The sequence below is a fragment of the Curtobacterium sp. MCBA15_001 genome, from assembly GCF_001864835.1.
GTDB lineage: Bacteria > Actinomycetota > Actinomycetes > Actinomycetales > Microbacteriaceae > Curtobacterium.
Genome location: NZ_MJGI01000026.1, coordinates 96,156 through 108,095 on the forward strand (window position 1 = coordinate 96,156; position 11,940 = coordinate 108,095).

The window sequence follows — 11,940 nt, forward strand, 5'->3', positions numbered from 1 at the left end:
GACACGCGCCTGACGGACCGGAGGCTCGGCCCGGCCCCGCCACGCCCCTCCCGGGGTGCGGCGGGGCCGTTCCGTTCCCCGCGGGACGCCCGTCGGGTCGGTAGCGTTGGCCGCATGCCCTCGCTGCTGCACATCGACTCGTCCGCCGACCTCGTCCACTCCCGCTCGCGTGCCCTGACGGCCGCGTTCGCCGACGCCTGGCGCGCCCGTGGTCCGGAGTACACGGTGGTGCGCCGCGACCTGCACACCGACCCGCTCCCGCACCTGGAGACCTCGGCGCTGCACTGGGCAGCGGGCGACCGGACCGCGGAGGAGACCGTCGACCCCGCAGCCGAGGCACTGCGGCAGGCGGTGATCGACGAGATGCTCGCCGCCGACGCCGTCGTGATCGGGTCGCCGCTGTACAACTACTCCGTGCCGTCGACGCTGAAGGCCTGGATCGACCGCATCCACGTCCCGGGCGTGCTGACCGGCGGCGTGCAGCCCCTCGCCGGCCGGCCCGTCGTCACCGTGGTCAGCCGCGGCGGCACCTACGACGCGGGGACCCCCACGGAGCACTGGGACCACGGCTCCCCCGTGCTCGAGATCGTCCTGGCGAACGCCCTCGGCATGCGGCACTGGCCCGTCACGGTGAGTGCCACGCTCGCCGACCGACTGCCGGACCTGGCGCCGCTCGCCGACCATGCCTCCGCCGAGTTCCACGACGCGAAGACCACGCTGGAGCGCCTCGCGACCACGGTCGCCTGACGCGCTGACGCGGTAACGCGCCGACGTACCGACGCGCGAGACGACTACGCCCGCCGGACCTCGTCCGAGCGCCCGAGCAGGTCGACGTGGAAGGCGGTCTGCGTCAGGGCACTCGCCAGCAGGAACCCGGTCATCGACCCGATGCCACCGCTGAACGGCACGCGGGACGCGACCTCGAACAGGGTCGGCGCGTCGAAGGCGTCCAGCGCGGCCGCGACGTGTCGGGTCCGTTCTGCACGGTGCTGCGCCAACGCCCGGGCCCGCGGCACGACGTCGCCGAAGCGGTACTCGTGCCCGGGGCAGACCTCGAGCCCGGCGTACGGGTCGAGCCGATCCAGGGAGTCCAGGTAGTCGGCCAACGGGTTGGACGCCGTCTGGCCCCCGAGCCCGATCCCGGGGTTGATGCGCGGCAGCACGTGGTCGCCCGTGAACAGCAGCCCGGCGTCCTGGTCGACGAAGCACAGGTGCCCGGCGGTGTGCCCGGGCGTCCACAGCGCCCGCACCGACCGGCCGGCGACCGGCAGCACGTCGCCGTCGCCGAGCAGGACGTCCGCGAACGGTTCCTCGGTCGCGCCGAGCCCGATGCGTCGTCCCGTCCCCCAGGCCGCGCGGACCCCGGGCACGAGGGCGTCGGGGAGCCCCCACGTGGCGACGTCGGCGTCACGGTGCTCGGCGTCGGCCGCTTCGTCCCGGAGGGCGCGGACCTCGAGCCCGTGCATCGCGACCTGCGCGCCCGAGGCCCGACGGAGCGCAGAGGCCGCGCCGAGGTGGTCGGCGTGCAGGTGCGTGACGACGACGTGCCCGACGTCGGCGACCGACCGTCCCATCGCGGCGAGCCCGGTCGACAGCACGTCGAGGGAGCCGTCCTCGCTCCATCCGGGGTCGATGACGGTCAGCACCCCGTCGGTCCCCTCGAGGACGTACACCAGCGTGGCGTCGACCACGCCGGACCGGAACGGCACCGCGAGGGTCCAGGTCCCGGGTCGGACCTGCTCCACCGGCGGCAACTCCCCCGCGGCGAGCGCGCGGGCCTGCACGGGGCTGACCGGAGCCGGGAACACGGACGGGGGCACGGCGGTCGTCACCCGGCCACCCTAGCCACGCGCGCCGCGGGACCGACGCGACCCGGGCCTCCAGGCTGCGCCGACGCGACCGCGTAGACAGGACCCATGGAGATCGCACCGATGCTCGCCAAGGCCGTCGCCGACGTCCCCGCCCCGGACAGTGTGTCCGGCGGCCTGCGCTACGAACCGAAGTGGGACGGCTTCCGCGGGATCGTGACGGTGGACGGTGACGACGTCGAGATCGGCAGCCGCGGCGCGAAGCCCCTGACGCGCTACTTCCCCGAACTGGTCGAGGCGTTCCGGACGCAGTTCGGCGGCCGGGAGCACCCGGTCGTGCTCGACGGTGAGGTCGTGCTGCGTTCGGGGCCGAGCGGGAACGAGCGGCTCGACTGGGAGGCCCTGTCGCAGCGGATCCACCCGGCAGCGTCACGCATCGCCAAGCTCAGCGCCGAGACGCCCGCGCAGTTCGTCGCGTTCGACCTGCTGTCCGCCGACGGCACCTCGCTCGTGGACCAGCCGTTCGACGAGCGCCGTGCCCGGCTCGAGGCGATGGCGACCGCGTTCGTCGACCCACTGTTCGTGACGCGCACCACGCTCGACGTGGACCTGGCGCGCGAGTGGCTGCGCACCTTCGAGGGCGCAGGACTCGACGGCGTCGTCGCCAAGCCGCGGACGCGCCCGTACGAGCCGGGCAAGCGCACGATGCTCAAGGTGAAGCACCACCGCACCGCGGACGTCGTCGCCATCGGGTACCGCGTCCACAAGAGCGGCTCCGGGGTCGGCTCGCTGCTGGTCGGGCTGTACGACGACGACGGGGCACTCCGCCAGGTGGGCGGCGTGTCCGCCTTCTCCGACAAGCGTCGGCTCGCGCTGGTCGACGAGCTCGACCCCGTCGTGGTCCGCGACGCGGACGGGAGGCCCGTCACCGGTGACGGGGAGAAGTCACGGTTCTCGTCCGGTCGCGACACGTCGTTCGTCCGGCTCGAACCGTCCGTGGTGCTCGAGGTGCGGTACGACCAGATGGAGGGCGACCGCTTCCGGCACACCGTGCAGTTCGAGCGCTGGCGCCCGGACCGGGACGCAGCGTCGTGCGGGTTCGACCAGCTCGAGGTTCCGAGCGCGTACGACCTCCGGAAAGTGCTGTCCTGACCCCGTCCCGTGTCCGGTTCTCGAATCTAGTTAGGCAAACTAGTGAGTTCGTGAAAGGATCGAGACATCGACATCCGCGGTGGATGTCGACGGATCGGAGCGGATCGACATGAGCAACGCAACTCTCGTTCGACACTCGCAGCGGCACCCGTTCACCGAGGTGCGCGAGACGCGACACCAGCGGGCACTGCAGATCAGTGCCGTGATCAGTGGCATCGTCGGCGTGACCGCCACGGCGCTCGCCCTCGTCACGATCGGACTCGGCGCGTGATCGTCGACGGCATCACCGACCGCAACCGCAGCACCTGGTCCAGGCTGACCCGGCTGCACACCGCCACCATCGACCTGCCGATGCACACCAAGCGCGTCGACGACTCCGACCGTCGGCCGGACCGCCCGACGCTCTAGCGTCACCCGACCTTCCTGGCGTTCTCCACTCGCGGTGCGATCTGGCCTCAGCCCTCGGCTGGGGCCTTCTTCGCGCGTGAGGGCTGCACGCGCGGTGGCTCGCCGGGCATCTTCGGGAAGTCCGGTGGGAAGGGCAGCTCGCCCAGCCCGTCGCCCAGGTCCCGCTCCCACCACGCCAACAACGGGGCGATCGACCCCGGTTCGGACCCCATCTGCTCCCACGGGTCGCCGGTCGTCCGGAGCCGCTCGGGCATCGACCGCACCGTGAACGACCGCGGGTCAGCGTCGCGCAGTTCCTCCCACGCCAGCGGCGCCGAGACCGGGGCGTGTGCCAGGGCACGGGGACTGTACGCGCCGGCCATGGTCCGGTCGCGGTTGGCCTGGTTGAAGTCCACGAAGACGCGCTGGCCGCGCTCCTCCTTCCACCACGCGGTCGTGACCCGGTCGGGCATCCGGCGCTCCAGCTCCCGCGCGGCGGCGATCACCGCGTGCCGGACGTCCAGGAACTCGTGCTCCGGGCGGATCGGTGCGAACACGTGCAGGCCGCGGTTGCCGCTCGTCTTGATCCACGCCGTCAGCCCGACCTCGTCGAGGACCGTGCGGAGCTCCTCGGCCGCCGGGACGGCGTCGTGGAAGTCGGTGCCCGGCTGCGGGTCCAGGTCGATGCGGAGCTGGTCCGGGTGGTCGCTGTCCCCGGCGCGGGAGGCCCACGGGTGGAACACGACGGTGTTCATCTGCGCTGCCCACACCGCCACCGCCGGCTCGTCGAGCACGAGCTGCGGGTGCTTCCGGCCGCTCGGGTAGGTGACCGTGACCGAGCGGACGTACTCGGGTGCGCCCTTCGGCGGGTTCTTCGAGAAGAACTGCTCGCCGTCGACGCCGCCGGGGAACCGTTCGAGCGAGACGGGTCGGTCGCCGTTCGCCCGGACGAAGGCCGCCCCGACGTCCACCAGGTACTGCGCCAGCTCGAGCTTGGTGATGCCGGCCTCGGGCCACAGCACGCGGGACGGGCTGCTGATCCGGACCTCGCGGTCGCCATCCGGACCCGGGACCGTCAGCGTGGTCGCTTCGCTCGCCATGCAGCGGAACCTACTCCGGGCAGGATGGGTCCTGCTTCCGGCAGGGTGCTCCCGGGCAGGATGGGGACGTGAGCGCGTACCTCGGAGTGGACCTGGCGTGGGGGCTCGGCACCGAGCGACGGGCGCCGAACGAGACCGGGCTGGCTGCGCTCGACGAGGCCGGCCGGGTGCTCGACGCCGGCTGGGCCCGCGGTGTGGACGACGTCACCGCGTGGATCGCCGACCACCTGGGCCCGCGCACGCTGATCGCCGTCGACGCGTCGCTCGTCGTGACGAACCCGACCGGCATCCGCGAGGCCGAACGGCAGGTCGGACAGCGCTACGGCCGGTGGAAGGTCGCGGCGAACCCGACGAACCAGGCCTCTGCGGCGAGCGCTGGGACACAGCTGCTCCACCGGTTGACGGCGCTCGGCATCGGGTACGTCAGCGACACCACGGCGATGCGGGAGCGGACCGGACCGGCGGCGTTCGAGTGCTACCCGTACACGACGCTCGTCGGGGTCGAGGAACTCGGGTACGACGAGGAACGACCCCGCTACAAGCGGCTCGACACGGCACTGCCCGCTCCCGAGGCACGCCGACGCCGAGCAGTCGCGTTCGACGAGCTGGTCCGGCGGCTCCGGACGACGCCGCTCGACCCGCCCGTCGTGCTCGACTCCCATCCGTTGACGGCGTCCCTGGCGGACCCGTCCGTGCTGCACGGTCCGACGCACAAGCACCGGGAGGACCTGCTCGACGGTGTGCTGTGTGCCTGGACCGCCGCGTTCTGGGAGCGGCACGGCGACCAGCGCGTGCAGGTGCTGGGAGGTGACCCGGGCCTCCCGTGCGACCCCGTGGACGAGGCGGCCCGACAGCCCGTCGTGATCGCCCCGGCGCGCCCGTCGCAGCGGCGGCCCCGCGGCTAGGGTTGAGCGTGTGACCTCGACGACCGAACCCCTGCGCATCGGCCTGGTCTCGTTGCACACCTCCCCTGGTGACGAGCCGGGCTCCGGCGAGGTCGGCGGCATGAACGTCGTCGTCCGCCACCAGGCCGAGGCCCTGGCCGATCGCGGCCACCACGTCGAGATCATCACCCGGCGCTCGTCACCGAACCAGCCGGACTCCGTGTCGCTCGTGCCCGGCGTCTGCCTGCGGTTCCTGTCCGCCGGACCCGCAGCACCGGTGCCGAAGGGCGAGCACGACGCGTTCATCGAGCCGTTCCGCCACGAGCTCGCGGCGCTCGGCCCCTTCGACGTGCTGCACGCCCACCACTGGTTCTCCGGCGCCGCCGCGCTGCCCGTCGCCCGGCAGCGCGGCATCCCGCACGTGCAGTCGTTCCACTCCATCGCTGCCGACTCGGCCACGCCGCTGTCCGAGGGCGAGCGGCCGGAGTCCGCGGGACGGATGGCGGGCGAGGCGACCTTGGCACGCGACTCCGACGCCGTCGTGGTCGTCAGCGAGGCCGAGGCGGACACCGTCCGTGAGCGCCTGGGCGGTGACCCGGCGCGCGTGTGGATCGTCCCGCCCGGGGTCGACGGCTCCGTGTTCCGCCCCGCACCCGCCGGTGCTCGCCGGGCCGAGACGCCGTACGTCGTGGCCGCCGCGCGCGTGCAGCCGCTCAAGGGACTCGACCTGGCGATCGCTGCCATCGCCGGCATCTCCCCCGCGGCCCGCCCCACGCTCGTCATCGCCGGGGACGCCTCGAGCGAGGCCGGCGACCACCTGGCCGAGCTGCGACGACTCGCCGAGTCGCTCGGGGTCGCCGAACGGGTCACGTTCATCGGACCGCAGACCCGCGCCGACCTGGCCCTGCTGTTCCGCGGGTCCTCCGCCGTGCTCGTGCCGTCGCACTCCGAGACGTACGGGCTCGTGGCGCTCGAGGGCTCCGCGTCCGGGGTGCCCGTCGTCGCGGCCGCTGCGGGCGGGCTGCGCGAGGCCGTGCTCGACGGGGAGACCGGTGTCGTGCTGGAGTCGCGCGCGCCCGAGGACTGGGCGGCCGAGATCGAGCGGATCCTGACCGAGCCGACGTACGCCGCCGACCTGTCCGCCGCTGGACGGGAACACGCCGAACGCCTCAGCTGGGAGCGGTCGGCAGCGGGCCTCGAGCGGGTCTACCTCCGGGTGCTCGGGCGCGGCTGATGCCCCGGACGCTCGACCTCGGTCCCTTCTGGGCAGCGCTCGACGCGGTGCCGGTGCAGCCCGATGCCGAGGCGCTCTACGACGGCTCCCCGGACGGGCAGCTGCGGCGGACGAACCTGCAGCGGTACCTCGACGCGGTCGGGCCGACGGCGGACACGCTGCTGGTCGCCGAGGCGCCCGGGTGGCGCGGCATGACCAACACCGGGATCCCCTTCACGAGCATGCGGGAGCTCGGGCAGGGCGCGTGGACTGGGGTCGGGGCGTCTTCGGGTCCCGCGTTCCTGGAGCCGTCCGCGCCGACCGCACCGTGGGAGGCATCCTCGCGCGTCGTGCACGCCGCACTGCAGGGGTGGCGTGGTCCGCTGCCCGTGGCCTGGGCGATCTTCCCGCACCACCCGTTCGTCGGGACGGACCGGCTGACGAACCGCACGCCCCGACCGGCGGAGGTCCGTGCTGGGGCGCCCGTGACGCTGGCGCTGCTCGAGGCGATCGGTGCTCGCCGCGTGGTGGCCGTCGGACGGAAGGCACAGGGGGCGCTGGCGTCGGCCGGGATCGAGGCGGTCGCGGTGCGGCACCCGGCGCAGGGCGGCGCGACGCAGTTCACGGCGCAGCTGGCCGAGCTGTCGGGCTGACGGCGGGCGGACGCGCTCTCCGTCGCGCGGACGCGCTGCCGTCGCGCGCCCGGTCAGGCCGACTGGATGTCGACGCCCTTCGCGGCGAGCGCCTCGGCGACGTGCGCCGGCAGCCGCGTGGCGACGTAGACCGTCCGGAGCGCCGGCAGCTCGACGATGTCGTCCCAGTTCTGCGGGTCGAACCGGTCGTCGGTGCCCTCCCAGCCCGGGTGCACGTCCTGCAGCACCTCGAGGTCGGAGTCCACGGTGACCTCGGTGACGAGCGACAGGTGCGAAGGCAGCAGGTCGAGGTCGTCGTAGTACTCGCGGGCGCGGTCGTCCTGGCCCTCGACGTCGATGTCCTCGTCCGACTCGTCAGCGGCCTCGCCGTCGTACGGGTCGAGCACGTCCAGGTCGTAGCAGAGCACGTCGAGCACGAGCAGCTTCGCGTTGAAGTCGGCGAACTCGATCGGTTCCTCGGTGGTGTTCGACTCGTCGTCCATGCAGCGGATCGTAGCCACCGCGCCCGGTGCCTGTCCGATCAGGTCGCCAGGGAGGTCACAGCCGTGTTGCAGCGGGCGGGGAGAACTCTGTGAGACTGGACAGGCACGGCTGTAGGGGGAACAGTGTGGTGCATGGCCACCACGAACACCGAGCGTCCGAAGGCGGAACAGCCCACGCTGCGCCGCGTCATCGGCCCCAAGCTCCTGCTGCTGTTCATCGTCGGCGACATCCTGGGCACGGGCGTCTACGCCCTGACCGGACAGGTCGCGGCCGAGGTCGGAGGGGCGGCATGGCTCCCCTTCCTCATCGCGTTCGCCGTCGCCCTGCTGACGGCGTTCTCGTACCTGGAGCTCGTGACGAAGTACCCGCAGACGGCCGGCGCGGCACTGTACGTGCACAAGGCGTTCGGCATCCACTTCGTCACGTTCATCGTCACCTTCATCGTGATGTGCTCCGGCATCACCTCGGCGTCGACGGCATCGCGGGCGTTCGCCGCCAACCTGGGCGTCGGCTTCGGGCTCGAACTGCCGAACGGCGTCGTGATGCTCATCGCGATGGGCTTCATGCTCGCGGTGATGGCGGTCAACTTCCGTGGCGTCAGCGAGAGCGTGAAGACCAACGTGGTGCTCACGCTCGTCGAGCTCAGCGGTCTGGTCATGGTGATCCTGATCGGCTTCTGGGCGATCGCTGGCGGCAACGCGGACTTCTCGCGCGTCGTGATGTTCGAGACGCCCGAGGAGAAGGGCCTGCTGCTGTCGATCTCGACGGCGACGTCACTGGCGTTCTTCGCGATGGTCGGCTTCGAGGACTCGGTGAACATGGCCGAGGAGACCAAGGACCCCTCGCGGATCTTCCCGAAGGTGATGTTGACCGGCCTCGGGATCACGGCGGTCATCTACGTGCTCGTGTCGATCTGCGCCGTGGCCGTCGTGCCGATCGGTGAGCTCGCCGGCAACGAGACGCCGCTGGTCACCGTGGTCCAGACGGCAGCCCCGGACTTCCCGATCGGCAACCTGCTGCCGTTCATCTCGATGTTCGCGGTCGCCAACACGGCGCTGATCAACATGATGATGGCGTCGCGGCTGCTGTACGGCATGAGCAAGCAGGGCGTGCTGCCCGGGTTCCTGTCGAAGGTGTCGCACACGCGTCGCACCCCGTCCACCGCGATCGTCTTCACCACGATGATCTCCCTGGCGCTGATCGGCTGGGTGTCGCTCAGCCCCGACTCCCCCATCGTGGTCGTCCTCGGTGGCACGACGTCGTTGCTGCTGCTGTCGGTGTTCGCCGTCGTGAACCTGGCCGTGCTCGTGCTGCGGCGCGACCGGGTGAGTCACCGCCACTTCCGCGCCGGCGTGGTCATCCCCGTGATCGGGGTCGTGACCTGCCTGTGGCTCGTGCTGCCGTTCTCGTCCGGTCGGGCGATCGAGCAGTACCAGATCGCCGGCGGGCTGTTGGCCCTGGGCATCGTGCTCTGGATCGTGACGTGGTTCACGCACGGCCGCAAGCAGACCGAGAAGGCACCGACCGGGGTGGTCACGGAGCCGACGCAGGTCGTGCACCAGGACCGCGACGACCACCGCAGCTGACCGGCGCCCGGGCCCGGACCGTCGGCTCCCGGTGCGCGCCGAGACTGCGGGCTCCGCTGGGCACCTGAACCGGGGGCGTGGCGAGGGTGGCCCTTCCCAGGCCGCCCTCGTACCCTCGTCCTGGCACCCGGACGGCTCCCGTCCGGGCCCCTGGACGGAAGGACCCGAGCATGCGACGCGTCGGCATCACCCTGGCGTCGGTGTTCGGCGCGGGCGTCGTGGCCGTGGGCATCGGCGTCGTGGTGCTGGTCGTCATCGCGGTGAACTCCCTGTCCGGCCTGACCGCGAGCACGTCCTCACCGCAGGCCGTCACGTGTCCGGCCGCCGCGTCGCAGACGATCGACGGGATCGTCGTCCCCGAGGGCCCGATCGCCGGCTACTGCCAGGACCGGCTGGTCAACGCGGCGCAGGTCATCCGCGCCGCGCGGGCGCTCGGCATCGGGCCGCACACCCAGGCCGTCGGGGTGATGACCGCCATCGGGGAGTCCGGGTTGCAGAACCTGGACCACGGTGATGCGGTCGGACCGGACAGCCGTGGGCTCTTCCAGCAGCGGGACAACGGCGCCTGGGGCACCTACGAGCAGCGGATGGACCCGTACACAGCGGCGTCGATGTTCTACGCGAAGCTCGTCAAGGTCCCCGGGTGGAAGACCATGACGCCGACACAGATGGCGCACGCGGTCCAGGTGAACGCGGACCCGGACCACTACGCCAGGTCATGGCCCGCTGCGAAGGCCGTGGTCGAGGGGCTGACCGGCCAGGCCGTGCCGGACACCGCGCCCCAGGGCTGAGGCTCACGCCGCGGCCTCCGTCACCTCGTCCTCGTCGAACTCGACCATCGCGGCCCCGGCGTCGTGCACGACGACCTGACCCCGCAGCCTGACGTGGTGCTCGTCGAGGACGCAGGCCATCGCGTCCACCCACTCCCAGTCGACCGGGCTGAGGCCACGCGTCCCCGGCCGCTCCCACGCGATCACCACGTCGGCGGCGTCGACCTGTTCGACGAGGTCGGCCACGAGCGCTCCGAAGTCGTCGACGTGTTCGTCGGGCTGGTACGGCAGGTCGGCGATCGGCACGACGAGCTGGATCGGGATGCCGCGGGGCGCCAGGAAGAGCACCCAGCACTGGCGTCGGACGGGGCGCTCGAGGAGCGCGACGACGAGGTCGACCACGTCGTCGTCGGTACGGACTGCGGTTCGCTCGAGTCGGTCGAGCACGTCGGTGTCTGGCATGCCCCGATGTTCGCGTCACAGCCACCCACAACGACGCCCAGCACGCCCCGCTGTGGACAGCGCCGCCCAGACGCCCACCTGTGGAGGAATACCCGGCGACCCCGAAGACCGAAGACCCCGCCGACCCCGCGCCCGACGCCCGGGCCGCCCTGTCAAACGCCGCGCGTGATCGCGCTGTCCACCAGCACCAGCGCACCGGAGAAGACCACCACGAGGGCGACCAGCCCCGTCACCGCGATCGGCCACGCCAGACGACGTCGCACCAGCCGCAGCACCGAGAACACGACAGCGAGCACCAGGGCCAGCGCGACGAGCACCGGACCGGCGTAGACCACGGCACCACCGAGCGTCTCGTCACACCGGTTCCCGGGGACCGAGCAGGACTGGAACCCGAGCGAGAGGAACACGATCCCCCACCCCGCGACCACCGCGACCACCGCGTCGATCGCCAGCAGCACGATGGTGGCCGTCATGTCGGCGACGCGACGCGCGCCCAGCACGGGCCGTCGCGGACGGGACGCTCCCACGGCGTCCACCGGGCCCGACGGGTGCGGAACAGCCCCGCGCCGGTCCTCCCGCCGCTCGTGTGGCGCCACCCGCGCAGCCATCGTCAGCTCCGACGCGACCCGTCGCGCGTGGACCAGAGCGACGCCGCGATCAGCAGCGGCTGCCCGAACAGGCGACCGATGCGCTTGGTGTCGGAGTCGAGTCCGAACGCGTCGCGGCGGTTCAGCCACTGGGAGATGTTGCCCGGGAACACCGCGACGAAGAACCACGCGGCCAGGGTGCCGACCAGGCGTCGGTGGCGCCGCGGGGTCACCAGCAGCGCGGATCCGAGACCGATCTCCGCGACGCCCGAAGCAAGGACCGTGGTGTCGGTGTCGAGCGGCACGAAGTCCGGCACCTGCGCCCGGAAGTCCTGCCGCGCGAAGGTGAGGTGACTCGTCCCGGCGAAGACCAGGGCGAGTCCGAGCAGGACACGGAGGAACGAACGCATGCGTCCAGCATGCCCGGCCCGCACGGCACGCGCACGGCGCCCCCAGAACCGGCGCCTGCCGGACAGCCCCTCCGGTCGGTAGGTTCGAGGACATGGCCGCCCGTTCCCGTGACCACGAACCCCCTGCGGCCCCGGCGTTCGTCGCCGTCCTGCTCGGGTGCATCGCCCTCTACCTCGGCCTGGTGATCCCCGCCGAGCAGCTGGCGCGGCACGCGGCCCTCGGTGGCGTGTTCGGCGTGGTCGGGCTGCTGAGCGGGTGGCGCGCCCTCGCCATCGCCGGATCCCGCCGCGCCCCGCGGTTCTGGGCGTGGACCGCCATCGTCATCGTGGGCATCGCGTTCGTCGCGACCGGCTACCAGACGGTGTTCGTGCTGAGCCACGGCGCCGTCCCACCGCCCTTCTGGTCGCCCTACGCGACCCCCTGACGGCCAGGAGGCGCGTGGCG

The 11,940-nt window shown here is 72.4% G+C and carries 16 protein-coding genes; 10 read left to right on the forward strand and 6 right to left on the reverse strand.

Going from position 1 to position 11,940, the window contains the following annotated elements:
• Positions 1-114 precede the first annotated feature (114 nt).
• Positions 115-747, forward strand: coding sequence for an FMN-dependent NADH-azoreductase (locus tag BIU90_RS15625; RefSeq protein ID WP_071301151.1), 633 nt, complete (start codon positions 115-117; stop codon positions 745-747).
• Between the two features lie 44 nt (positions 748-791).
• Here the strand turns inward: BIU90_RS15625 and BIU90_RS15630 are convergent, their stop codons facing one another.
• Positions 792-1,832 (reverse strand): MBL fold metallo-hydrolase, encoded by a 1,041-nt coding sequence (locus tag BIU90_RS15630; RefSeq protein WP_083404016.1) that lies wholly within the window; start codon positions 1,830-1,832, stop codon positions 792-794.
• Positions 1,833-1,916: 84 nt separating this feature from the next.
• Between BIU90_RS15630 and BIU90_RS15635 the strand changes: the two genes are divergently transcribed.
• The 3 genes from BIU90_RS15635 to BIU90_RS18805 all read left to right on the forward strand — a co-directional run bounded on the left by BIU90_RS15635 (position 1,917) and on the right by BIU90_RS18805 (position 3,368).
• Positions 1,917-2,960 carry an ATP-dependent DNA ligase gene (locus BIU90_RS15635; protein ID WP_071301152.1) on the forward strand — a complete coding sequence of 348 codons (1,044 nt, stop codon included), beginning with the start codon at positions 1,917-1,919 and terminating at the stop codon, positions 2,958-2,960.
• 109 nt (positions 2,961-3,069) lie between these two features.
• Positions 3,070-3,231, forward strand: coding sequence for a hypothetical protein (locus tag BIU90_RS18800; RefSeq protein WP_175470230.1), 162 nt, complete (start codon positions 3,070-3,072; stop codon positions 3,229-3,231).
• The gene (locus tag BIU90_RS18805; RefSeq protein WP_175470231.1) at positions 3,228-3,368 is read left to right on the forward strand and encodes a hypothetical protein; all 141 of its coding nucleotides are present in this window, start codon (positions 3,228-3,230) and stop codon (positions 3,366-3,368) included. The genes BIU90_RS18800 and BIU90_RS18805 overlap by 4 nt, the downstream gene beginning before the upstream one ends.
• A gap of 47 nt (positions 3,369-3,415) precedes the next feature.
• Here BIU90_RS18805 and ligD read toward each other — a convergent pair whose 3' ends face one another.
• A complete protein-coding gene (ligD, locus tag BIU90_RS15645; RefSeq protein WP_071301154.1) occupies positions 3,416-4,447 on the reverse strand; it encodes a non-homologous end-joining DNA ligase in 1,032 nt (343 codons plus the stop codon).
• A gap of 68 nt (positions 4,448-4,515) precedes the next feature.
• Here ligD and BIU90_RS15650 point away from each other — a divergent pair, with 68 nt between their 5' ends.
• The 3 genes from BIU90_RS15650 to BIU90_RS15660 are packed head-to-tail and all read left to right on the forward strand — an operon-like array spanning position 4,516 to position 7,197.
• Positions 4,516-5,352, forward strand: coding sequence for a DUF429 domain-containing protein (locus tag BIU90_RS15650; protein WP_071301155.1), 837 nt, complete (start codon positions 4,516-4,518; stop codon positions 5,350-5,352).
• Between the two features lie 10 nt (positions 5,353-5,362).
• On the forward strand, positions 5,363-6,565 hold the full coding sequence (locus tag BIU90_RS15655; protein ID WP_071301156.1) for a glycosyltransferase: 1,203 nt from the start codon (positions 5,363-5,365) through the stop codon (positions 6,563-6,565).
• Positions 6,565-7,197, forward strand: a complete 633-nt coding sequence (locus BIU90_RS15660) for a uracil-DNA glycosylase (protein WP_071301157.1) — start codon at positions 6,565-6,567, stop codon at positions 7,195-7,197. The genes BIU90_RS15655 and BIU90_RS15660 overlap by 1 nt, the downstream gene beginning before the upstream one ends.
• Before the next feature lie 53 nt (positions 7,198-7,250).
• Here the strand turns inward: BIU90_RS15660 and BIU90_RS15665 are convergent, their stop codons facing one another.
• Positions 7,251-7,679 carry a hypothetical protein gene (locus tag BIU90_RS15665; protein ID WP_071301158.1) on the reverse strand — a complete coding sequence of 143 codons (429 nt, stop codon included), beginning with the start codon at positions 7,677-7,679 and terminating at the stop codon, positions 7,251-7,253.
• Positions 7,680-7,811: 132 nt separating this feature from the next.
• Here BIU90_RS15665 and BIU90_RS15670 point away from each other — a divergent pair, with 132 nt between their 5' ends.
• Both BIU90_RS15670 and BIU90_RS15675 read left to right on the forward strand, forming a co-directional pair.
• Entirely contained in the window at positions 7,812-9,266 is a 1,455-nt protein-coding gene (locus tag BIU90_RS15670) for an APC family permease (RefSeq protein ID WP_071301159.1), read from the forward strand.
• 170 nt (positions 9,267-9,436) lie between these two features.
• A complete protein-coding gene (locus tag BIU90_RS15675; protein WP_071301160.1) occupies positions 9,437-10,057 on the forward strand; it encodes a hypothetical protein in 621 nt (206 codons plus the stop codon).
• A gap of 3 nt (positions 10,058-10,060) precedes the next feature.
• Here BIU90_RS15675 and BIU90_RS15680 read toward each other — a convergent pair whose 3' ends face one another.
• The 3 genes from BIU90_RS15680 to BIU90_RS15690 all read right to left on the reverse strand — a co-directional run bounded on the left by BIU90_RS15680 (position 10,061) and on the right by BIU90_RS15690 (position 11,495).
• The gene (locus BIU90_RS15680) at positions 10,061-10,498 is read right to left on the reverse strand and encodes a hypothetical protein (RefSeq protein WP_071301161.1); all 438 of its coding nucleotides are present in this window, start codon (positions 10,496-10,498) and stop codon (positions 10,061-10,063) included.
• Positions 10,499-10,650: 152 nt separating this feature from the next.
• On the reverse strand, positions 10,651-10,971 hold the full coding sequence (locus tag BIU90_RS15685; RefSeq protein ID WP_139195310.1) for a hypothetical protein: 321 nt from the start codon (positions 10,969-10,971) through the stop codon (positions 10,651-10,653).
• Positions 10,972-11,108: 137 nt separating this feature from the next.
• Positions 11,109-11,495: a hypothetical protein gene (locus BIU90_RS15690; RefSeq protein WP_071301163.1), complete on the reverse strand. Its 387-nt coding sequence runs from the start codon at positions 11,493-11,495 to the stop codon at positions 11,109-11,111.
• Positions 11,496-11,587: 92 nt separating this feature from the next.
• Between BIU90_RS15690 and BIU90_RS15695 the strand changes: the two genes are divergently transcribed.
• The gene (locus BIU90_RS15695) at positions 11,588-11,920 is read left to right on the forward strand and encodes a hypothetical protein (protein WP_071301164.1); all 333 of its coding nucleotides are present in this window, start codon (positions 11,588-11,590) and stop codon (positions 11,918-11,920) included.
• Positions 11,921-11,940 lie beyond the last annotated feature (20 nt).